This is a genomic window from uncultured Draconibacterium sp. (assembly GCF_913060805.1).
Lineage (GTDB): Bacteria > Bacteroidota > Bacteroidia > Bacteroidales > Prolixibacteraceae > Draconibacterium.
In genome coordinates, this window is sequence record NZ_CAJXTC010000017.1 from 56,032 (window position 1) to 79,423 (window position 23,392).

Consider the following 23,392-nt stretch of genomic DNA (forward strand, 5'->3'; position numbering starts at 1 on the left):
TTTAAACGTTAGTTCATTTAAAAAGTTTAAAAACCATGTGAATAATTTTGAATAATGGCGCGAATAGGAGAATAAAATTGATAAAAACGGCTTACAACGAAATGAGAAAGATCCCACTACCTATTGATACTTATTTTCTTTGGGATTGCTCCTCGTCTGGCATGTATCGTTTAAAACTTTCATAAAACATTTCCTGCTGCTCGCGCGACAAGTTTTGTTCAAAACGGTAACTCTTGCCTGTTTTATCGAACATTACTTTCAGGTAAGTTACATTTCGATTGTAGGCGGTGTATTCGGGCGACGTTGTAAGATTCGAGTTGTCCCAGTTCGGCGAACGGAAATTAGATTGTGCACCGGGCGAATTAATAACAACAGGAGATTTATTGGGCACCAAAGTTACATCCCTCCCGTAAAATTCGTAAATCAATTCTTTACCACCATCGGCAATGGGAACTACTCTTTCAGGCTTTCCCAACCGGGTATAAATTTCCATTTCACTTTTCCCGATTAAAGTGTAATTAAACACTTCATCGGTTAATTTTCCGGTAGAAGAACACGAAAACAAAACAGCTAGTAACAGGATAATAAATGTGTGTTTCATGACTGGTAGCGCTTTTGGTATAATTGCTTTTTATTACGAGTGAATTTAGAAAAAAGTTGGTAATAACAATACTTACATTCACATAATACTAACACTGTCCAGATGATCCCCATAAACCAACACTGGAATCCAATTGTTGAATTTATACTAACAAACAGATGCTGTTACAGCCTGCCGTTTTGGGAAAAACACCATCGGAACAAATAAAACAAAAGCTATGAATGACAAAAAGAAAGGAACAGTAATGCAATTTGTTCGGTTAAAAACAACTTTAACCGAAGAAGAATTGCTACAGGTAGCTCACGACAGAGCACCTCAATTTAAAGCCATCCCCGGCATCGTTCAAAAGTACTACGTAAAATTGGAGGCTCCCGGCGAATTTGGTGGGGTTTACATTTGGGATTCGCATGAATCATTGAACGAATTTCGGCAATCAGAATTAGCCCAAACCATCGGGAAAGCTTATAAAGTGATTGAACCGCCTTCGGTTGAAATTATTGATATCCTTTTTGAATTAAGAGATTAAATGATTTCCCAAACTCAAAAGGATTCTGGTCTGTTTTTCGATACCTCAAAGGAAAAAGACTCAGGAAATTAAAAACAAAAAAAGCCGCCGGATAACTCCGACGGCTTTAACAAACTTAAAAACTAACCTGTTACAATTTAACGAAGGTTTTACTCACAACATCAATGTCTGTAATAATTTGAATATGATAGGTTCCTGAGTTCAACTCAGAAACGTTGTATTCGAAAATGTCGTTATTCAATGCGTTCAATTGTTCGCTGTAAACAACAGCTCCCTGACTATTGAAAATACGCACTGTTTGCTTGCTATTGCTATTCAATCCACTGATGCGGATAAATTCAGTTGCCGGATTCGGATAAACATTTATTTCAGGTTTATCATTCAAATCGTCGATATCAGTTACTGTATTACCCGATTTTAAGACATCAACTTTAACCTCGTGATAAATCGTGTTGTTATCAGCATCTTTAGTTGCTAGGCTGATGTAATATTCGCCTTCAACATACTGATCAGGATCCATCTCGAGTACGATATCTTTGCCATTTAATCTTGCCGATACAAAGTCTGGTCCTTCAGCAATGTAACTCTCCACAACTTCTGCCGATTTTGTAATAGTAACACCAAATACTTCTTCGTACAGAGTTCCGGCCTCGATCACCATTGCGTTCGGATTCCAAACATTTGGTACCCAGGTTTGCTTTCCGGGTTTGGTTGAAACCATGAAGTTTGTTTCGGCAGTTTCACCATAAATATCTGTTGCTATAATGTGCAACATCGTCTCCATGTGTTTTCCTAACGGAACGATAATGGCTTCTGAATTCATGGTGAAAATTTCAACAACACCATCAACTTCAGTGGTAATCGAATAGGTTAACAAATCACCATCAGGATCGGCAAACAACTCTCCAAAATTAAAACGGTAATCGTAATTAATGTGGAGCGTTTGGTCGCTCAAATCGGTTACGACCTCTGGCGCACGGTTAGTATTTTCAACCGTTACTTCGCAAGTATATTCTTTGGCCGCACCATACTCATCAGCAACTTTGTATGCCAGTGTATATGTTCCTGAGGCAGAATAATCAGGCGATAAAGTTACTGTCAGGATTCCATTTGCAAAATTGCTTGCGGCAAATGCAACCGCCGCAGTTTCTTCTACCGAAACAACTGCATCTCCTTCAGGATCAGTAACTGGAATTTCCAACACTTTAACTTCACCTTCGGTAAGTGTTAGTGTATCCGGCAACTCCATTACCGGCGCAGAGTTAATTCTCAACAATACTGGAACGTTTAGATTTTTCTGCGTTGGATCGTTGTGCGTAATACTCATTCGTGCTTGGTACGAACGGGCTTCGAACAATGAAGCATCCACTGTGATGTCAACATTTTGAGTAGCGCCGGCTTCGATAGCTCCAGTTCGTGGGTCAATAGTAAGCCATTGTCCCGGATGCGAAGAAAGCGCGTGTGTTTTGTAGGTATAAGTAAAAGGCAGCTCTTCCCATGTTGTCGATCCGTCGTATGATATCCAGTATTTTCCTTCGGTACTTGGTGAGTTGAAATCGAATCCAAACAGCGATTGCATTTCCATTGGGAAATCGATTACCACAAAAAACTGGCTTCCCTGCTCGAAGTAGAATGATTGAGAAAGCGGAATAGTATACAAGCCAAACTCAGTTTTGTCGGTAAAATACTCTTCCGAGTAGATTGTTTCTGCAGTACTCAGATCGTTTCCTTTCAGAATTCGGATCACGTATGGAGCAGTTGTTTCGCCACGTTTGAAGTAATCACGGATATGTGTTAGCGTGAATCCTTCAGGTTGTGTTACTGTAAACAAAGTGGCTGTGCTAACTTTAGCTTCTCCTCCATTGCCGTACAATCCCATTGGCTCGCCCGGTATATCGTAGTTCAACGAATCAGCAAATACTTCGCAGGTTTCGCTTGCTTCGCTAATTCCGTTGGTTCCCCATCCCTGACGCAGAATTCCCATTGTAATAGAGTAATTCAATGCACTTTCAGTTCCCTGGTTAGCCAACTGAATACGGAAATTGTTCTGCTCGTTCTCGTTAACAACCAGTTTCATGGTATCGTTATCGAGTGTCTCCAACAGATCGTACGCGAATACCGGAGGAAGAACTGCGTCTCCTGATAGGGTAACGTTTAGCTCAGTGCCATCATCAAAAGTCAGGATCAGATCAGCCGTGTTGGCTGCTGCATTTTCAGCAGTGAAAACGACCTCGAAAGCAACAGTATCGAAAGCAGGAACTTCAGAATTCACTGTCAAGTCAGTAGAGAAAACCTCAGGATTTGCACCTGTAATTTCTACTGAAGTCAGTTTTGCAGGTTTGCTTCCGTTGTTGACCAACAAGAGTGTTTCTGTTCCGGTTAGCGGATTTGCAGGTAAATATGTTACGTCATCAAAAACAAGTTCTTCGCGGTTGATCGAAACATTTGATTCGCCGGTGACTGAAAGTGCCACATCAATAACTTTAGTTGAATTATTAACGTCGTTCGTCAACACATTTACTTTTCCGGTGTAATCGCCAACCTCTAAACCTTCAGATGTGTATTGCAATTGAATATTTTTCGATTCGCCAGCGGCAAGAGTACCAGAAAGTGGCGGCTGAATCATTATTGCTTTTCCCTCGTAGGCCGCATGCCCGTATCTGTAATCTTCGTTCTCTGTTAAACCGTAAATTCCAAGCGGACCTTCAAATCCTACACGGTAATACGGCAGGTAGTTTTCTCCGGTAGTTTCCATCGCTTTGTACTGGAATTTGAAATCGCCATTAGGATACAGAACAGCCTGGAAAGTGAAATCGCCACCATAACCGCGATAGTAGTAACCAGTGTGGTTCCACTGAAGCACAACATATTCTTCGGTTTCATAGATCAACAGATCAGAATCGTCGCCTAAAAGGGCCCCGCTGCTCACCCAAAACGGAGCAACTACAGCATTTGCATAGCTTGTGCCAGTTGAGCTGTTTGGAAGATCGTGCGAAGAGCTTCCAAAATACGATCCCGGTGCAGGATCGAAACTAAACCATCCGTTACGAGCAATAGTAAGCGATGTGTATTCATCACCGAAATAAGGGAATTCGAATCCATCGAAACTGAAGGTAACCGAACGCTGACTTGAATTTGCAAAATAATCGGCCAAAGAAGTTCCGGTCTCCGAAATTTCGATCCATTCGTAATCGGCGTAATTGTACGAGTAGCCATATCCATTATCAAAACCATCGGCTTCTGCTTTTTTACCGTCGATGGTAATAAATCCCGGAGCTGAAACTGACCAGTTCAGGTCTTTCTCCGATCCGTTATTACTAATGGTGATATTGGCCGATTTACCCAAATTATCGCCATAAGCCAGTGTGTCTTTGCTAAAATCACCTGCGAAATTGTAACTGGCTTCAGGAGAAGTATCTCCTGTTCCGTTTAGGCTAACAACATACGATTCAACTACCGCACCACTGCGCTCTGTTAGCAGATTGAAAACAATTTGATCGGTGAATGTTCCAACAGTCTGCGGAGCAAAGTCAACCGTAAATGTTTTGCTGCTTCCGGCAGATATTGATGAATATGCACTAACATAATCGCTGTTTGAAAATGGTGCAGACGGTTTGTCGAGTGTGTAATAAGCGCTTGCTGTTCCGGTGTTGGTCACTGTAAATGTTCTTGCCGCAGTAATTCCACTGCCCGCTACAAAACTTCCAAACTCAAGCGAATTGGTGTCGACTGTGATCTCCGGATCGCCCAGAATTTCAACTTTGAAAGGAATACTCAAACGTTGATTTCCATCGTAATTAACAGTCATTGTTGTATTCGATGAGTTCGACGCCGAACGGTCGGTTAAATCAACAGTAAGATGAATGATCACACTATCGTTGGCAAGGATAACTCCGTTTTCGGGAGAAATATTCTGAATGTAACTGTAAGCTGAAATACTGAAATTTGCAGGATATGTTCCAACGTTGCGAATAACAATGGTGGTATCGATAATATCGCCTGACAGTCGGGCGTTTTCGCCTAACCATTCCATCGATGCAGGAGCTTCGAAAACCGGGCCTTCAATAAAGTTTGCCAGTACCGGAATCTGTAACTGACCATCGTCGCTGGTAATGGATAATGCGCCCTGATAATTAGCCGCGGCAGTTTGTTTTTTGGTTGTTAAAGTAACAACAGTTTTGTGCCCGGCTTTCAATTCAGGAATTGACGTTGGATAAACAGTAACGTAGTCGCTGTTCAGCCCGCTAAGGTTAATGTTTTTCAGATTTCCTTTACCTTTATTCATCAGCTCCAGCTCAATACTTTCGGTAGTTCCGAAAAACTGAGTACCAAAATCAACCGAACTCAGGTTGGTCTCCAACTTAGGCTGCTGCCCACTAATATTTACTTTTACAAATTTCGATAGTGCTCCTTTTTTAGGATCGTCGTGTTTCATTACCAGTTCAACAAGGTGAGTACCGTTATCGAAATAATTTCCGTTTACTTCAATGTCAACCTTCTGAACTGAATCGGGTTGAATATCGCCGTTTTTAGGAGTAAATCGTACCAAACTGCTGTTGCGCACCGACTCGTATGCACGAATCATCAGGTACTTGCCAAAAACCGAACCTATATCGGTCATGTAGTTTTGTTCAGGAGCTACACGGGCAAAACTTTTGTCTTTACGCAGATAGCTCGATTCTGTTGCATTTTTAGCCCCGATTGGCAAGTAAATTCCTCGCGGTGCTGTTACGGTTACCCAGAAAATATCTCCTGCATTCACCGAAACATTTCGCGAAAGTGTAGTGTAATACCAGCCACCGTCGCGGTAACCACTTATGTAGCTTCCGGTTGAAGCCACCGGTTCGCCTGCAGGGTAATCTTCACCTCCAACATGAATAGAAAAACCGAATTCTGATCCATCATACATTTCTGTTGCAATGTATGCTCCCATATGAGACAAAGTCATATCATGATCGGCCACAAATTTGTTGGCATACATCCAGCTTTCAAATGTAGTTTCCTGCGCATAACTCAATGTTCCGGGGCCAACCATTACATCTGGCGTGCTTAGATCTTCGTGATTTACCGAGTCGGTGAAACTATAGCTTGGCGTTTCTTCGTTCCAGCTAGGGCTGGCATACATTCCAATACTAATTTCGCCACCATCGCTTAATTCTTGCATGGCCAAACGGAATCCGTATGTCGAAGGCAAAGTCTCGGCCGATTTTAGCTCCAATGTTTCGTAACCTTTTACTAACCAATCGTAACGCGAGTAAGCCTCACCTTTATTCTGAAACGAATAACTGTCGTAGCCCAATGTACTTTCCTGAACGTCGATATTTACTTCCAACGTATCGTTTGAAAGCAGTTCCACATCGGCAGCTTTCCAGGTTGTCGCCGTAAACAGTTCAGAAAGACCTGAAACATTACCAAAACGGTCTTTGGCGCGAACAGCTATTGTATAAGTAGTTCCCGGCTCCAGATTCTCGATATAAAACTGGTCGAATGAATATCTGGCTGCCGAATGAAAAGGAGTAACAGTTGCAGTTGATTTGAAGAAAGTAGTATCGGTAATTTCGCCGGCTGCTACCATAATTTCGTAATCAGTGATGGTGATATCCTGAATGTTTTTTACCAGCATCCAACCAATGTGAAAGGTGTTTTCATCGATACTGTAAAAACCCCAATCTTCAATTGCCGGAACCGTACCGGGATCATCAACCAATGCGGCGTAGGCATCCAAACGACCTTTACCCAAATAGCCGGCAAACGATGGATTAAGAGCCTCAATGTCTTTAGCCGTGCTTAACAAACGTTCTGTGATTTCATCAGTTGTAATGTGATATGCATATTTTGATGCAATAAGTGCAGCTACACCTGTAACATGCGGCGATGCCATTGAAGTTCCTCCCCAGTGCGGACCTCCGTAGCGGTTGCCCGGCAAAGTTGAATAAATCTGGTCGCCGGGGGCAGAAATATCTACTACCTCGCTAAAATACGACGAGGTTGATTTCATATCGTAGTGATTGGTGTTGGCCACCGAAATTCCAAGATCGTACTGAGACGGATAAGCAGCACGTGGCAAACCAATATAGTCGCTGTAGCTTGCGAAGTTACCTGCAGCAAAAATTGGCAGTCCACCACCTTGTACCGGACCTGTTGAATTTCCGTTTTCGTCGATACCAGCATTATCAATGTAATAGTTGATGGCATCCAGCATTACCTGGCTTGGAGCACCTCCACCCCATGAGTTATTCGAGATAGTGGCACCATTATCAGCGGCGTAAATAAAAGCCTCTTCAAAACCACCGGCGTACTCATCCGTTTCTCCGGGAAGTGAACTAAACACCTGGCACGACATAATGCGAACACCATCGCCGTTGCCACTTCCGCCAGCTACACCAGCCACACCTTTACCATTGTTGTTTACAGCAGCAATAGTTCCGGCAACGTGCGTGCCGTGTTCATGTGGCACAATGGTTGGAACACCCATTACAAAGTTCCATCCATAAAAATCATCGATGTAACCATTGTTATCGTCATCAATTCCGTTACCAGGAATTTCGTCTTCGTTAGTCCACATATTAGCAGCCAGATCTTCGTGCTGGTAATCTACACCACCATCGATAACTGCAACCACCACATCCGGATTTCCGGCTTCAAGTTTCCATGCTTTTATCAGGTTAATATCGGCACCCGGAGTACCACCGGTTTGACCTGTATTTTCGTAATGCCACTGTGCATAAAGCAGCGGGTCGTTGGGTTTTTCATCTAAAGTTCTTTCTGATGTTGCAGAAGCTTCAACCATTTCGCCATCAGAGAAACTGAAATAGTGGTTCTTTGATTCGGCTGATTCAATCGCTTCCAGATCACCGTATTTCGAAAGTGCATCGTTTAAATTTGTGGTGCTGTCGATATTGATCTCGTACCACAAATGCAAACCATACTTGCGTTGACGTTCAGCAAATTTTCCAGCAACATGAAAAACGGGTTTCATGCTTGTTGCGTTGTATTCTTTGTTCAGGATGTTAAACCCGTGAATAGAGGTTTGAAGTGGATTTAACTGAGAACCATCCGAGTGCCCCTCCATTTGCAGCGCAGCCTCCTGGGTTAATTTCACCCGGATAACGCCTTTTACCGGACTGGCATCCGGCTCTTGTGCAAACAATTTCCCCGATACCAAAAACAGCATCAGGAAAAGAAAAGTAATTTTCTTAGAAATGTAGCAATTTCGCATTTTTAGAATTTTTTAGATTTTATGGAACACAAATATCAAACTCAGGAGATATTATTGTATAAGATGCCCCTTAGCTTGTGCACTACAACCTAAAAAACGACCATAACAATACCACTCATACGAAATTATCGCGATGACATAAAATATTCTCACATATTTACAAATACCTAAACAAGTGGAACTTACGCGGATTGTAGCCTTATATTTTGAGGAAAAAAAAGGAAAAGATAACAGGGGTAAGAAGTTCGTTTACAAATTGGCAAGGAATGTACTTAAATTAACATTGGTATTGGTAAGATTTAGCTTTTTTCGCAGTCTCGAACGGGCTACTTCAACACTTTTTACACTTTGTTGGGTAAGTTCGGCAATTTCTTTCGACGACATTCCGAGCCTTAATAAAGCACATAATTTTTCTTCGGTTGGCGACAATTCTGGAAATCGTTCGCGTATTTTTTCATAAAAACCTTCGTGCACCTGCTGGTACCTGGTTTCAAATTCTTCCCAAACCGAACTGTTCAAACTTGCCTTTAACGACTTGGTGGAATCTTCAAGTATCGCTTTAACTTCCGACTTTGCTTTACCCTTCACATCCGACAATTGCTTTATTACCTTTTTCAGAATTTGGTTTTTCTCCACCAGATAAAGTTCTTTCATTACCAGTTCTCTTTCGCGTAATTCCAGATCTTTTTCCAGTGTTTTCATCGCCAAGTACGCACCTTTGTCTTTGCTTTTATTCAGCCTGAAATACAACACAAAAATGATGAGACCAAGTAGCAGTCCCAGGATTATTACTCCATAAATCAGTTTTATTCGCGCGTTTTGGCTCTTGTACTGTTCCTGCTCTTTTTCAAACTCATGCGTCATTTCCAGGCGTGTGATTTCCTGAACAGTTTTTTCGTTAAAAATACTATCCTGACGGGTGGTATAATTTTTATAATAATCAAGTGCATCGGAGAAGTTTCCTGCGCTTTGTTCAATCTCGTACAACAAATAATACGCTTCACTTTCCAGTACAAACGACTTTGTTTTTTCTGCGGCCTGCAGACTTTGCAAGGCTTTTGTCAGCGCCTCTTCTATCTTGTTTTTCTCATAAAGATACTGAGCGATTTGCCGGTTTGCTCGTGACAATTCGATCATGTCATCAAATTCCTGGCTATATTTTACAGCTAGCTGCAGCGTTTGCAGCGCTTCATCTTCCTGATTTAGGCGAAAATAATTTTCTGCCATCGAATTATAGATCGAAGCCAGCCGGTTTTCGTAATTATATTCCGACGCATTCTCAACCGCCATTTCAAAAAACGACTGTGCCTTTTTCAGCTCTCCCCGCTTTTCACTGATAATTCCCATGCTGTTATAAAAAACATGCATTTGTGACAGATTCGAAGAGTCGCCCCGCGCCAGCAATTCGTTCTGTTTTTCAAACAGTTCCTGGTATAAATTCCAGGCTTTGTCGTACTCCTCTAATTGCAAATGTACTCCGCAAATGTTATTGATTTGCCCAATCAGGAGGTTATCCTCGCCGGTATTTTCATATATTTTTTTGCTTTCAAGAAAATGCTCTAAAGACCTGTCGTAAACACCAATGTGATATAAAATTATCCCCATATTATTGTGGGCCTGTGCAGTTAAAAGCGGATCACCTACTTCTTCAGAGGTAGTTAACGCCTGTTGCGCATAACTCAAACTTTCTGATAGGTTTTGTGAGCGGGTTTGTCTCGAAAGTTCAATTAGAATCTCGGTTCTGGTGGCATCATCATTAGCCTGCTGAAGTTCTTGCAAAAGCGTACGAAACTCCCCATCATTTTGTGCCTTGAGCGAAAACGAAAAAAGTAGCATCAATAACAAGCATACAATTTTATTCATTTTTTCTCTCTATTTTATCCGGAACAATACTTACGAATTTGCCGCAAATATAGTTATCCTGAAATTGTCCGGTCTCCGAAATATCTTAATTAAACAAAAAACAAAGCAGAAATAATATTCACCACCCTACTGTATTTAAACAACTTAGCTAATCTCTGGTTTTCAAAATCGCAACCGAAAATTGAAATTTGGAGTAATTCCGAGGGCATGCTGTGTTATTTGTTCAATCTCATTGTTCTCGTTTACCAGGTAGTAAACATTGATAATATTGTCGCGATCGAAGAGATTCCACACCGAAAAACCTACCTCGCCATTCACCGCTTTCACGGTAAAATTGTACTTGGCCGAAACATCAAAACGAATGTATTCATCAAGACGGGAAGCGTTGGCATCTTCATACACAATTTCATTGTTTTCACTTAGCCTATTCTGAGCCGGTTTTGTAAACGGTTTCCCGGTTCGGTAGTTAAATCCACCCGACATTTCAAATTGCCGAAATGTATAAGTCCCACCTAACGATACCAAATGCCGGATATCGAAATTATTCGGAAAAACGGATGGGTTAAAATCCGGAAAATTATAATCGTTTTTGGCCAGCGTACAATTCGTCCAGAGGTTGGTATTGGCGAATCGTTTATTCACCAATAATTCAACGCCGTAGGTATTATACTCGCCAATGGCATGCACCGATTGGTATTGATTCTGAAAACCCTGACTCGGCGTAATTATCCCCTCCACTTTTTTCTTGTACCCCTCCAACGACATCAAAAGATTATTGCGGTTGTATAGCACCCCAAATGACAATTGTTCGCTGGTTAAAAGTGGCACACTGTTTTCGTTGGCTAACACCCAGCGGCGTTTTTCAACACCAAGAAAATCGGTTTGATAATCGATCTGCTGCGTAGTGTGCTGACTTTTTCGCTCGGTTAAAAGTTCCAGCGAAAAGGCCTCATTCAACTTGTAATTTAAAACAATCGAAGGATCGAAGGTAAACTTTTCGAATTTCGAATAATAATTGGCACGCAATCCGGCACGCAGATACAATTTACCCAGCCGTTTTTTACTTTCTGCCTCGGCATACAAACTTTGTATCCGAAGTACATCTTTCGCATCGCGGAAGTAACCCGGATCGCGAATATTATCCAGATTCCTGATACCGACTTCCTTAAACTGCAGGCCGCTTCGCAATAAAAATTTTGGACTGATCGTATTTTTCGAATCCAGTTTTACACCCCAGTCCGTAACTTCGTTCTCCTGCAAATGTGTCTCATTTTCAACATCCGATATATTGTCACCATCTAGCAGGTAATGAGACATGTATGCAGAAAGCGCCGTTGAATTATTCTCATTCCAATCGTGAGAAGAATTGAGATTAGCCAGATAACTCGATTGCCCGAGACTACTTTTTCGACTTTGCAAGGCAGCTCCCGAAAGGCCACTTTCTTCGTATGCGATATTATTATCGATCTTCAAAAAACTGAGCCGAATTTTATCCTTTTCAGTTACATCATACAGCAGTTTACCGCTGATATCGTAAAACGAAAAGTCCTGGAATTTATCGATCGACTTATCTGTTTTCTGCAGGTTTAACAACACCTCGGTATCTTCAAACGCGCGCTCGTAATAACTTTTATAAGTTGGGGTTAAAAACAGGTTGTTTATCGAATGACGAAAGCCGGCAATCACAGATATCTTTTTTGTTATCGGAGCTTTAAAAATAATATCTCCGCTCACCATATTCAGCCCCGTTTCTACCTCCAGCTTGTTTAACAGCAAATCCTGCTGTTTCATATCGATAATTCCCGAAATTCCTTCATCATAATAGGCGTTGGCACCATTTTTTACAATCCGTGTTTGATTGATTAGGTGCGAGTTAAATGCCGAGATTAAACCAAAAAAGTGCCCTGTTTGATACATTTTCACGCCATCCCACAAAACCAGGCTTTGGTCGTTTGTTCCACCCCGCGTATTTATTTCGGCAACCGTTTCGTTTATACTTTGAATTCCGGGAAGTACCTGCACCGTATGCAAAACATCGGGTTCAGCCAGCCCGGGTAACGCTTCCAGGTTTTTTACATTCATTTGTATCGATCCATCCGGCAGTTTGTCCAAACCTTTGGCAATGTAGTTTATCACCACCTCTGCAATTTCATGCAGTTCAGGTGCCAGGTCTACAATTGATGCATCGTCCAACCAGTCATCTTCTCCCAGATAATAAAGCTTGTACCCGGTATGTCGGATTACAATTGCCGAATCCTTTTTCTGATTTACTTTTATTGAAAACTTACCATTTGCATCGCTCAAAGCATAACTGCCCGAAGTATAAACATACGCACCTTCGAGGAGTTCCTTTGTTCCTCCATCGCGAATTTGACCCGAAACCCAAATTTCAGCAGATTTATTTTGAATGGCAATATACCTGTTATTAAGCTGCCGGAAAACCAATTCTGTTTGCTTCTCCAGTTCCTTTAAACATGCTTCGAGCGACAAATCAGCAGATACGATATTCACCGCAATGCCGCTAATATTTTCGTCGGCATAAGTAAATACAACATCATATTTCGCCTCCATACGATGCAGAAACTGATCAAGTGGTTCTTGTTTCGAATGTTGAGCAAAAGACTTTATACTCACCAAAACAAGCAGAAAATATAGGATAAGCAGGGTTTTAGTTGCTTTCAATCGTCAGGTCAATTTTATTTCCGTTAATCTCGTAATCCAAATTAACAGGAAATGTAATCGACTCCAAAGCAATTTCAAGATTTTTATGCGAAAAACTTCCGGTAAACAACTGGTCGAGGTCGATATCTTTAGCCGAAACCGACACCTGGTATTGTCTTTCCAACTCATCAACAACAAATTTTAGCGGAACACTTTTAAAGCTGCTTTCGCCATTTAACCAATCAGGCTCAGTTTTATTCGCAATAGTGTAATTTTCGTTTTTATTATCGATGATTCGAAATACATCATTGGGTTTTAAAACAACAGAATGCTCATTAGCAAGCACTTTAACCGAACCACTGTAACAGGTAACTTCGTAAAAATCGGTCCGGTCTTTTACTTCAAACTCGGTTCCTAAAACGGTAACTTTTCCCTGTTTGGTTTTTACATTAAACTGCGATCCTTTTTTCACGCGGAAAAATGCATCGCCCTGCAATTCCACATTTCGTTTGTTTTCCCAACCCGACTCGGCAAAACGGATCTTCGAATCGGCATTCAGTAAAACAAATGAAGAATCGGGAAGATAAACCTCGGTTTGCTCGGCTATCCAAGCTTTATTATTAGCAGATTGGCTGGTGAGATCGTAAACAAAGTAACCGGCCAATACAACAAAAACAAGGACTGCAGCAATACGGATTACCGAGCTTAATTTTTGATACAGCGAAATTACCGGCTTATTTTCAATGGTGGTTTTGGCCAGCTTTTCGAATTCCTTTTCAGCATCGTAAGGCGGGGCAGCAAAATTATCCACAGCGTTCATTAGCCGCGACAATTCAGCAAACTCCTCCGAAGCCTGAAATTCCTTCTGCTCCGAATCCGACACTTCGCCGTTCAGCCACTTCCTTATTTTATCGCTTTTATCCATTGTTTCAATTAATAAACAGATTAATATACCAATTTCCTACCTTAGTTTTGCTAAATTTTTCGCAGTTCCACTTTCTCCTGCAAAATTCTCAAGGCCGTATATATTCGTTTTTCAACTGCTTTGCGCGAAATTCCCAACATCTCGGCAATTTCCTGGTGCTTTTTCCCTTCAATGCGGTTTAGCAAAAATGTTACCCGCTGCTCTTCCGTTAATTCCCCGATTGCCTTTTGCAAACGATCGTTATATTCCTTTTCTTCCAGCAAAAACTCGGGCGACTCAACCGTATATTCCTTTGGTTTTTGCTGACGATAATTCAGCACTGTTTTTCTGCGCGAAATAGCATTCAGCATTTCGTTATTGGCCACGGTAAACAAATACGACTTTGCTTTTTCGGGCGAAACATCGGCACAATTCTCCCAAAGTTTTTGAAAGGCGATCTGCACAATGTCTTGCGGGGCACTATTTTCACCAAATTTATAATACAGGAAATCGTGTAAATCTTTCGAATACGCCATGAACAAGTCTTTGAAGACCTTTTCTTTACAAACTTTTTCAAGGTTTTTCTTTTTGCTCACTGTCAATAATTTACACTGGAATTTTACAACTTCTGTTACACGAATATAAAAAAAAACAAAAACTCAGGTAGGAGAAATGGGAAACCATCTGTTTTATTTTCGAAAGTCGGACAACAGAATTGAATAACAAAATATTATGAACAGGAAAAGAACATGGTTTACAACTTTAATTATTGCTGCATTTGCGGTGGTAATTGTAGTTTTTTCGGCGTGTCAGGAAGAATATGTACACGAAGAAATTGGTCCTGATCCTACTGACCCGGTAGTAAAATCGGGAGAACTGGTTATTCGCTTAACCGATGCTCCGTTCCCTACCGATTTGGTTGCGGAAGCCAATGTTAGCATTAGCAAAATTGAGATTCACGAAATCGACGATCAGCTTGAAAATGCGTTCATTACGGTATCTGAAGAGGAACAATCGTTTAATCTTCTTGATCTGACGAATGGAGTTTCAGCAATTTTGGCCGACACCGCTATTGAAGCCGGAACATACAATGAAATTCGTTTGTACATTGACTCGGCAAGTGTTATGCTGACCGACTCAACGGTTTTCGATTTAAAAATTCCGAGTGGATCACAAAGCGGTATTAAAGTAAAAATCAATCCGGCAATTGACATCGACAGTACATCAACAGAAGAGATTCTGCTTGACTTCGACGTAAGTAAATCGTTTGTTGTTCAGGGGAATACAAAAACGCCGGCCGGAATAAAGGGTTTTCTTTTTAAACCGGTAATAAAAGCAACCACTCCATCAACAACAGGAATATTAAAAGGTACGGTTACCGATGAAGAGGACAGCCCGATTGAAGGAGCGCAGGTTTCGGTTTATGCGGCCGACACGCTTTATACCACCTCGTTTACAGAAGAAAACGGCGATTATAAAATAATTGGAATTGAGGCCGGAATATTCGATGTTGAATTTGAAAAAGAAGGCTATAACACTTCGCGTGAAGAAGGTGTTGAAATAACCGTAGAAAATACAACCAAATTAAATGCGGTATTAACTGCAGAGGAAGAATAAAAGAAGAAAAACAAGATCATCAATTCGGTTTTATATATTGAAACTCTTTAAGTCTTTTTAGACATTGTTTCAAGACTTTGTTTAAGCAAAACCCGGGAGCAATTGTTCCCGGGTTTTTCGTTTTATGAAACTACTTCGAATCCAACTTGATAATCACATCAAAACCACTTTCGGTAGACGAGTTATTGAGCTGAAGAAACAGAAAGCGGAACAATTCGTACTCCAGTTTTACCTCGTATTTCGAAATATCTTTTTCGTCGGTTTCGCCAAAACGCTGCTCGTAACTCACAAACAGGTCGTTGGTAATGTATTTCCCAACTACAACCGTTGCATTTTCGAAATCGCCGTCGCCTTTTAGTTCAATGTAATCCACATCCAGCTTCTCACCCAGCAGCTGGGTTAATTGCGACGACAGTAACGACATGGCGGCCGAACCGGCAATTTGGCCTGCACCCGAAACGTTCTCCTGTTGTTCAATGGTTAGCTCGTCCATCGACACACCAAACAAGATGTACGAAAGAGCATCTCCTTCACTAACCTGGTTTCCATCGAGCGCAAAGTTTATCTCCGGCTGACTGGCAGTTCCCGACACGCGAACAGTTAATTCCTGCTCCACTTTTTCTGGATTTCGGAAAGCATAAACAGCCTGAATATTCAGCCGTGGCATCATTTCCTCTCCTCCCTGAAAAGTGATACTTCCCTCATCGATTTTGAAAGTTTTGCCAAGCACCTGGTACTGCCCGCGTACAACATCAATATTACCAAATAACTCGAAGAATTCCGGGTTTTTGATGACTTCCAGCTTCCCGGAAATTTCCACAAACATATCTTTGTTTTTTATCCAGGTATTTTGCGGAATGGAAACGGAAAGTCGCCCGGTTAAATTAGCAAGCGAACTAAGATCGAGGGTATCATTTGTGGAAATTGTATCGTTTATTGCCACTGACGAAGCAGTTGTGTCTTTCAATTTTTCTATTTCGCGCATTAACACCGGTTGTGGTAATTCCGGTTCGGTAAACTGCCCGGTTAAATTCATAATTGCCGGCAAATAAATATTAGCCTCCGGAATTTCCAGGTCGCCATCAAAAACCATTTTCCCGCCCTCGGATTTTAAGCTCGCATCGCCCGATAATTCCATATTAAACTGACGATGATCAACCGGGTTAAATGCGTTGAAATGAATATTTATTTCCGACTGTTTGATTTTACCGTTGTAAATGGCAGAGCCAAAATCAACGGTACCACTGGCTTTCAGATTTCCATCATCGGTTTTAATGTAAAACGAATCGAGCTGGGCAGCATCTTCCGAAAAATGGAGATCGAGCACAATGTTTTTGTACTCAATTCCATATTTTGGTATTAAAACCTCAGCATTGTTCAGGCTCAGATTACCATCGGGCTCGGGAGATTTTAATGTACCTCCCACATTTACCTGCCCATTTAAAAATCCTTCCACCTTTTCGGCCTCCTCTAAAAATTGCATTGCCGACAAGGGGAAACGCTGCACAGTCAATCCGCCATTAATCGTAGCATTCGAATCCACCAAAAAGCTCATACTATCAAAACGGGCTTCCAATGGAATATTGGCATTAATTTCAAGCAGGCCGGTATCGAGCGGAACAATCTGAGCATCAAAATTCAAACGGTCGTTTTGTAGATTAAACGCGCCGCCAAAATCGGTAAACTTATAGCCGTAAACCAGGGCCTTATCAATACTCAAATTTCCATCTAACTCAGGCGACGAGGCTGTTCCTTTAAGTCTTGCTTCGGCGTTAATTTTTCCGGAAATTTCGGTGTTCAAACCTAAGCTCTCCAACAAGCCGGCAATATTTATATTGGCAACTTCAAACTGAAAATCTTCGTCGCCATACTGCGAAAATACGCCACCAGCTTTTATATACTGCGCTGTGTCGGAATCAGCGGAAACCATTTTCAAATTACTTAGCCTGTATTCCAGCGAATCCAGTTCGATTTCTGCAGGTGCGTCTGCCAAGTGCAGGTGTTGGTTTTTAAAATCCAGGCTCCATTCCAAAAGTGCGATTTTTATTACATCGCCAAGTACGATTTCGGACTTCAGCTGTGTTTGAAATTCGTTGCCATTTGCCTGCATTTCAACTTGCAACGAATCGATAAAATAATTGGCAGCGGCACGAATGCTATCCAACACAAAACTTCCGGCATTGAAATTTTCTACCAGGGCGACAGCTGAAAAAGTGGTATCTCCCGAAGTAAGTTGCGCGGTAGCATTTACCTCAATTTTTTCGGCTGAGATATCTGAAAATCCGGCGTCCTGCAATTCTACGTTTGAAGCAAGTGACAGCGAATCCGGTTTTCCTGAAAGTTGTGCATTTATGATTCCCTGTCCGTAAACACTATCCAAAGGAATAAAAGCTTCAAATACCTCCGCATCATCAAAATCTGCCGACAATTGAAGATCCGAATTTCCGACTAAATTATAATTTCCCGAAGCCGTTAAATGCAGCGATTTTGCGTTTGCCCAAAGCGAATCGATTACAATATTTTTTTGGCTATAACTTAAATCTCCCACAAGAGAATCCAATTTGTAACCGGAGAAAGTTGACGGGCTCAATTTCAAATTCGCGCGGGCTTGCAACCTTTCAGGATCAAAATCTTCACCACTCAAATTGGCGATTAAGTTGATATCCGATTGTAACGAATCGTTACCCAGTAAAGGCGCCAGGTTCAGGCTTTTTGTTACCAGTTGCAATTCGTATTTTGGACGGTCCAAAAGATCTTTTATTTTGGGTTGAACGGAGACCGCTCCAAAATTTCCTTCAGCATCAATTTTCCCGGAAAGGTCTCCCCTATTCACTCGGAGGTTCATCTCAATCTTCTCCACGTTTGTTTGTGCAAAAACACAATCCTTAAAATCTGCATTTACTTTTAGTTCCGCGGTCTTCGGATCTATTCCGTTTCCATCAATTTTAAACTTGCCATTTATCGTATGATCCAGCTCCGAACTCCCCATCCAGTGCGCCAGATTAATATTGTCTACATTCCCGGAAACCTTATATTTCAATCCTGTTTTGTCGCTACCATTGATAAACTGCAGTAGGTTCTCTGAAGCAAGATCGAGTTTGATCTGCTGCTCTTTATCGCGGACAGAGAGTGTTGCCTCAACACCCTTTTGAATAGAATTTACCTTGAAATCAACTTCCGGCCGGGCAGGAAGATTGATTTGCGGCAACAAAAACTCAAACTCTTTGATATTTATGGGTTCGGTTTGCATTTCAGCCGAAATTTCAGTTGGTGCAGCATCGGAGTATTTCGCTTCTGCATTTAGCGCATTTTGTGCTGTTTTGATATGGAAGTTATTTAGTGCTATATTTTCGTCAGTGCGGCGGGCTGCAAAAGTCAATTCGCGCAAATCAAAATCCGGACGCTGCGTTTGTAAGTCAAAGCGCTTTAAAGTTATTGTTTGCTCGTTGGATGAATAAGCACCGTTTGCCTCCAGATTTATATTTTTCACTTCATCGGGAATAAGCGAATCGAGCGCCTGAATTTGCATCCTTCCTTCATTAATTTGAAGGTTGGATAAAAGCAGTTGGAAATTACCGGATGCAGACGTTGTATCAGGTGAACTTTCAGCTTGTTCTTTCAATAAAGATTCGACGTTCCAGGTCGAGTCTTTTTGTTGTTTCAGGTACACGTATGGTGAATTTATACTGGCCGATGATAGTTGTAACTCTCCACGCGTTAATGACCACAAACTGTACGATGCAGCCACAGAATTGATATAGACTAATGTATCATCCTCATATTTCCAGAGTACATCCTCCAATTCTAAATGGGAGAAAAAGTTCCCGCTTATTTTTCCAATCATCAATTCCCCATTTACAACTTTCTCTGCCTGTTTGGCAGCCACGCGAGCAAGTTTGTTTTTAACCGGCCGTGTTTGAATTAGCAATCCGGAAATGAGCAGCAAAATAACGATGCCGGCCAGCAGCCAAGCCAAAAAGAGCAATATTTTCTGAATTATACTTTTCATTATTTCCCTTAAAATGCCTGTCCGACACTGATAAAAAACTGCGGGCTTTTTTTCTCGTTCCATAACGGAAATCCAACATCAAAACGCACCGGCCCAATTGGCGTATCAACACGTAATCCGCCACCGGCCGCGTAAGCCAGTTCGTTTATTTTGTAGCTAAAAGCTTTCTCCCAAACATTACCGCCTTCAAAAAATGCCACACCGCTCAGGCGCCAAAAGAGCGGATATCGGAGTTCTGCATTTCCTTCCAAAATACTTTTACCACCCAGCGGAGTTCCGCTTTCGCGTTTTGGCCCCAAATCCGAGCGGCTCCAACCACGAATTGAGTTGCTACCTCCTGAATAAAAACGGTCTTCAACCGGAATAAAACCACTATCGTCGGAGGAGTGAATCCCCCCGATCATTCCCCGAAGTGCGAGTACCAGATCATCAATTTTTTGATAGGTTCGGAAGTCTCCCCAAACGCGCAGGTAGCTGAAATCGCCACCAAACTTGTAACCGTTCAACTTCATCCCCATCGACAGGTTAACGCCTCGATCGGGCGAAAATTTCGGGCGCGCCGTTGAAAAAACCGAACTAAGCAACACACCCGATTTATTGTAGAGATAATTTTCATCTTCAGGATCGGGAAATTCAGGATCGCCCTCCTCGATTTGCTGATTCACCTTCTCGTAATAATAAGTGAGCGTTGCATCCAGCTCCTTGTTAAAACGATAGGTTACGGGCAGGTTTAATCCGTAGGTTCGCGTTTGGTAACCCGGCTCTTTATTACTCCCCAGAAATGGATTGACGGAAACGGTACCTTTTTTATCGAACACCTGTGGTTGCGTCCATTTCACACTCAGGTAATAAGGCTCGATTGCCGAATGTTTTGCGTAAATATTAATGCGCGGGGCGGTGCCCAAAAATCCGAGATAAGTTAAATCGACAAAGGCGCGAAATTTATCTTCAGTTCCGTAACCGGCACCAAATTCGGTGTTCAATCGCGGCGCTTCTTCGATGTATAAATTCACCGGAATCGGGTCGCGCAAGGTAGTTTTATCTTTTTGCGGAAGTACCGAGACCACACTAAAAAGCTGCAGGTGATACAAGGACTCGCGTGTTTTATCCAGAAGCGATTTATTGTAATCTTCTCCTTCCCGGTAGTCAAATTGTTTACGAATAAACTCCTCATCCACATGATTATTTCCCCGAATCGTTGTTGCGCCAAAATGACTAACAGGCCCGGGATTTATCACATAAGTAATGCCAGCCAATTGTTGCGTGGTATCGAGCTGAATTTCGTAATCCACATCAACATAAGCATAACTCATGTCTAAAAAAATATTTCGGATTGCGGCAATGTCTTCTTTCAAGGCATCGTCGCTGAATCGTTTTGAATGGACTAACGAAAGTTTTCGGATGTTTCGGCCGGCAATAGAATCGATGTTTATCTGAGCATTGGCTTTTTTCAATTTAAAAATTACCGTATCAATCGTATACGGTTCGCCCTCGTCGATAATAAAATGGAGTTTTACAGTCTGCTTCTCATCGTCAACTTTTAGCGAATCAAGCAGTACCTGCGCCTTTACAAAACCTTCGCTCTGGTAGGTTTTTCTCAGGCGTTCCAAATCAAGATCCATTAACTCGCGGCTAAACAACGAAGGCTCGTTGTCGGTCAACAATTTCTCGAGATACGAAACTTCATCAACAACCATTTTATCGAGCAAATAGCTACTTTCCAACGATCGGTTTCCTTTGAAACTGATTTTTCTGATTTCGTAGTTTTCCTGGGCTTTCAGACTTAAACCAAACAGTTGCAGGACAATTGACAGGAAGAATATGTAGGCTATTTTTTTGATCATAATTAACACATGGCAAACATGAAACACCTTAATCGGTAAAACTGTTTTCGATAATTGCTTTAACTGCAGATTCAGCAATAAGATTGATACTTTGCGCATGTTGAGCCGCATTAATCGTATCGGGTGTAAAAACCATTTGCACATTTAATTCCTCCATTTCCGCAATCAGTTTTTTGATGTGCCGGTCTTTCTTTTTCCGCACCGTTCGGATATAAATTGCCTTAATACGCCGCGGAAATATTCGTGCCACGCGGGCATAAATTTCCGGATCGTGCTGCCCGTTGTCTCCCACCAGTACAAACGACAGGTTGGGATATGTTTTAAAAAGCTTGATTATTTTATCGAATTTATGCTCGTGGTTTCCGCCGCCCTGTTTCCACAAATTTAAAAGTCCCGGATTAATTTCGCGAAGCAAATAAACGCCTTTTGGAAATTGGTTGTAGGCACAAAAATCATCGATCAGATCGTATAAATTCCATTCGCTACTCGACAGGTAAAAAAAGGGATTGTTACTATTTTCATCAGCGCCCTGATGCAGCGCCCGGTAAAAAGCTTCCACTCCCGGAAATGGTTTTCGGGTTCGCGAGTTGTGCGTAAGCATTAACCGCAACTTTCGCAATGTTTGTGTAGAGTGGCTGATCATTATCGTATCGTCAATATCTGAAATTACACCAAATGATGCATTGTTTCCCGGAATTAAAATTTCACCCGGCACCCGAAAATTATTTGCTTCGGGCCCAATCTGGTCCAGCAATTCTGCCTGGTAAGGAATCCATTTTGTTTTCCGCTCACCGTTCATTTCATTCAGCGGCATTGTTGCTTTAAAAATACCGTTTTCTTCGGTTAATCGTTGCTTATGCTCGTTACCTAAATGAATTTTTATTCGAGCCCCCGGAATCTGATCGCCCGAATACCGCTTTAACATGGCCAGAATATTTTCGCGCGATGAATTCTTTCCTTCAGGTTTTTCCAATCCTTTATCTTCGTAAAGCGCCCCGGTAATCGTTGCTTCGCCCGATGCGTACGATCCGAAACCGCGATATGGAATTACCTGCGGAACGCCAAGCCACCCCAGTTTATTTTTCAGCCTGAACTTTTGCTTTTTCAGGAAACCTTTGTTTTTCCGCTCAAAATAATCGGTCATTTCATTGTTGTCTGTCATAACTATTTTCGGCACAGAATTTATATTATTTACGGTGAACAAATACATAAGATATGCCAGAAGAAAAGTTACTATTCGTGATAAATCCCATTTCGGGAGATATTGAAAAGGACAACTTACAGGATGAGATTCGCCGTTTTATGAGAGAATACAATCAGGCTGTTGAATTCTTTTATACCACCGGAGAAAACGACAAGCAAAAAATTTCTGCGAAAATAGAGGAGTTTCAACCATCAACGGTTATAGCTGTGGGTGGCGACGGTACCATTAACCTGGTAGCTCAAACAGTAATAAATAAACCGATAAAAATGGGGATTCTTCCTATGGGATCGGCAAACGGAATGGCATCGGAGCTTGACCTGCCAAAAACGGTGGAAGAAAACCTCAAACTAATAGCAAAAGGAAAATCGAAAAAAATTGATGTGCTGCAGATAAACGATGAGCACATTTGCCTGCATTTAAGCGACATAGGATTTAATGCTCAGTTGATTAGCACTTACGAAAAAAGCGATAGCCGGGGATTGTTGGGGTATACCAAATCGTTTATCGAGGAATTTGGAAATGCTACCCCGGCAGCTTTCGAAATTACAATGGAAGACACTACCGTTTCGCAAAAGGCTTTTATGGTGGTTTTAGCCAACGCCTCGCAGTTTGGAACCGGCGCGGTTATCAATCCCGAGGGAAAACCTGACGATGGTTACTTTGAACTGGTAATTCTGCGCCCACAAAATGTTAGCGATTTTCTGGAGATGCTTGTTCCTTTTTACACCCGCCAAATTCACCGGCTCGATTTTGTTGATACCTACAAATGTAAAAAGGTAACGATCAAAAATCCGGAGCGACAGAACTTACAAATTGATGGGGAAATTATGGGTCAGCCGCTACAAATAAATGTGGAAATTTTACCCCGCTGTGTGGAGATGATCATTCCGTGAGCAAAATTTTTTGTGGGTACTTCATCTCGCTGTTTTGTTCTTAAACCGGCG

At 41.7% G+C, this 23,392-nt stretch carries 12 protein-coding genes; 3 read left to right on the forward strand and 9 right to left on the reverse strand.

Annotated features, from left to right (window positions below; translation table 11 throughout):
• Positions 1-130: 130 nt before the first annotated feature.
• Positions 131-601 carry a hypothetical protein gene (locus QZ576_RS11955; RefSeq protein WP_297097443.1) on the reverse strand — a complete coding sequence of 157 codons (471 nt, stop codon included), beginning with the start codon at positions 599-601 and terminating at the stop codon, positions 131-133.
• Positions 602-818: 217 nt separating this feature from the next.
• On the opposite strand from QZ576_RS11955, the gene QZ576_RS11960 reads away from it, so the two are divergent.
• Positions 819-1,127, forward strand: a complete 309-nt coding sequence (locus QZ576_RS11960) for a YdhR family protein (protein WP_297097445.1) — start codon at positions 819-821, stop codon at positions 1,125-1,127.
• A 130-nt stretch (positions 1,128-1,257) separates the two neighbouring features.
• Here the strand turns inward: QZ576_RS11960 and QZ576_RS11965 are convergent, their stop codons facing one another.
• From QZ576_RS11965 to QZ576_RS11985, 5 genes are all read right to left on the reverse strand, one after another.
• Positions 1,258-8,346 (reverse strand): S8 family serine peptidase, encoded by a 7,089-nt coding sequence (locus QZ576_RS11965; protein WP_297097448.1) that lies wholly within the window; start codon positions 8,344-8,346, stop codon positions 1,258-1,260.
• A 249-nt stretch (positions 8,347-8,595) separates the two neighbouring features.
• Positions 8,596-10,209, reverse strand: a complete 1,614-nt coding sequence (locus QZ576_RS11970; protein WP_297097450.1) for a tetratricopeptide repeat protein — start codon at positions 10,207-10,209, stop codon at positions 8,596-8,598.
• A 162-nt stretch (positions 10,210-10,371) separates the two neighbouring features.
• Positions 10,372-12,891 (reverse strand): TonB-dependent receptor plug domain-containing protein, encoded by a 2,520-nt coding sequence (locus QZ576_RS11975; protein ID WP_297097453.1) that lies wholly within the window; start codon positions 12,889-12,891, stop codon positions 10,372-10,374.
• Entirely contained in the window at positions 12,878-13,795 is a 918-nt protein-coding gene (locus QZ576_RS11980; RefSeq protein WP_297097455.1) for a FecR family protein, read from the reverse strand. Before QZ576_RS11980 ends, QZ576_RS11975 begins: the two co-directional genes overlap by 14 nt.
• A gap of 50 nt (positions 13,796-13,845) precedes the next feature.
• A complete protein-coding gene (locus QZ576_RS11985) occupies positions 13,846-14,370 on the reverse strand; it encodes a sigma-70 family RNA polymerase sigma factor (protein WP_297097457.1) in 525 nt (174 codons plus the stop codon).
• 136 nt (positions 14,371-14,506) lie between these two features.
• On the opposite strand from QZ576_RS11985, the gene QZ576_RS11990 reads away from it, so the two are divergent.
• Positions 14,507-15,391 (forward strand): DUF4382 domain-containing protein, encoded by an 885-nt coding sequence (locus QZ576_RS11990; protein ID WP_297097459.1) that lies wholly within the window; start codon positions 14,507-14,509, stop codon positions 15,389-15,391.
• Between the two features lie 130 nt (positions 15,392-15,521).
• On the opposite strand, the gene QZ576_RS11995 is transcribed toward QZ576_RS11990, so the two are convergent.
• From QZ576_RS11995 to QZ576_RS12005, 3 genes are read right to left on the reverse strand one after another with little or no spacing between them, the layout of a single operon-like run.
• Positions 15,522-19,400: a translocation/assembly module TamB domain-containing protein gene (locus QZ576_RS11995; RefSeq protein ID WP_297097461.1), complete on the reverse strand. Its 3,879-nt coding sequence runs from the start codon at positions 19,398-19,400 to the stop codon at positions 15,522-15,524.
• An 8-nt stretch (positions 19,401-19,408) separates the two neighbouring features.
• Positions 19,409-21,343, reverse strand: a complete 1,935-nt coding sequence (locus tag QZ576_RS12000; RefSeq protein WP_297097463.1) for an outer membrane protein assembly factor — start codon at positions 21,341-21,343, stop codon at positions 19,409-19,411.
• Positions 21,273-22,406, reverse strand: a complete 1,134-nt coding sequence (locus QZ576_RS12005; protein WP_297097465.1) for an App1 family protein — start codon at positions 22,404-22,406, stop codon at positions 21,273-21,275. The genes QZ576_RS12000 and QZ576_RS12005 overlap by 71 nt, the downstream gene beginning before the upstream one ends.
• A gap of 53 nt (positions 22,407-22,459) precedes the next feature.
• Here QZ576_RS12005 and QZ576_RS12010 point away from each other — a divergent pair, with 53 nt between their 5' ends.
• On the forward strand, positions 22,460-23,341 hold the full coding sequence (locus tag QZ576_RS12010; RefSeq protein ID WP_297097467.1) for a diacylglycerol kinase family protein: 882 nt from the start codon (positions 22,460-22,462) through the stop codon (positions 23,339-23,341).
• Positions 23,342-23,392: the final 51 nt, after the last annotated feature.

Excerpts from the sequence above, each read along its gene's own strand:
- QZ576_RS11955 (WP_297097443.1), bottom strand. The coding sequence starts at position 601 with ATGAAACACACATTTATTATCCTGTTACTAGCTGTTTTGTTTTCGTGT.
- QZ576_RS11960 (WP_297097445.1), top strand. The coding sequence starts at position 819 with ATGAATGACAAAAAGAAAGGAACAGTAATGCAATTTGTTCGGTTAAAA.
- QZ576_RS11965 (WP_297097448.1), bottom strand. The coding sequence starts at position 8,346 with ATGCGAAATTGCTACATTTCTAAGAAAATTACTTTTCTTTTCCTGATG.
- QZ576_RS11970 (WP_297097450.1), bottom strand. The coding sequence starts at position 10,209 with ATGAATAAAATTGTATGCTTGTTATTGATGCTACTTTTTTCGTTTTCG.
- QZ576_RS11980 (WP_297097455.1), bottom strand. The coding sequence starts at position 13,795 with ATGGATAAAAGCGATAAAATAAGGAAGTGGCTGAACGGCGAAGTGTCG.
- QZ576_RS11990 (WP_297097459.1), top strand. The coding sequence starts at position 14,507 with ATGAACAGGAAAAGAACATGGTTTACAACTTTAATTATTGCTGCATTT.
- QZ576_RS11995 (WP_297097461.1), bottom strand. The coding sequence starts at position 19,400 with ATGAAAAGTATAATTCAGAAAATATTGCTCTTTTTGGCTTGGCTGCTG.
- QZ576_RS12000 (WP_297097463.1), bottom strand. The coding sequence starts at position 21,343 with ATGCGCAAAGTATCAATCTTATTGCTGAATCTGCAGTTAAAGCAATTA.
- QZ576_RS12005 (WP_297097465.1), bottom strand. The coding sequence starts at position 22,406 with ATGACAGACAACAATGAAATGACCGATTATTTTGAGCGGAAAAACAAA.
- QZ576_RS12010 (WP_297097467.1), top strand. The coding sequence starts at position 22,460 with ATGCCAGAAGAAAAGTTACTATTCGTGATAAATCCCATTTCGGGAGAT.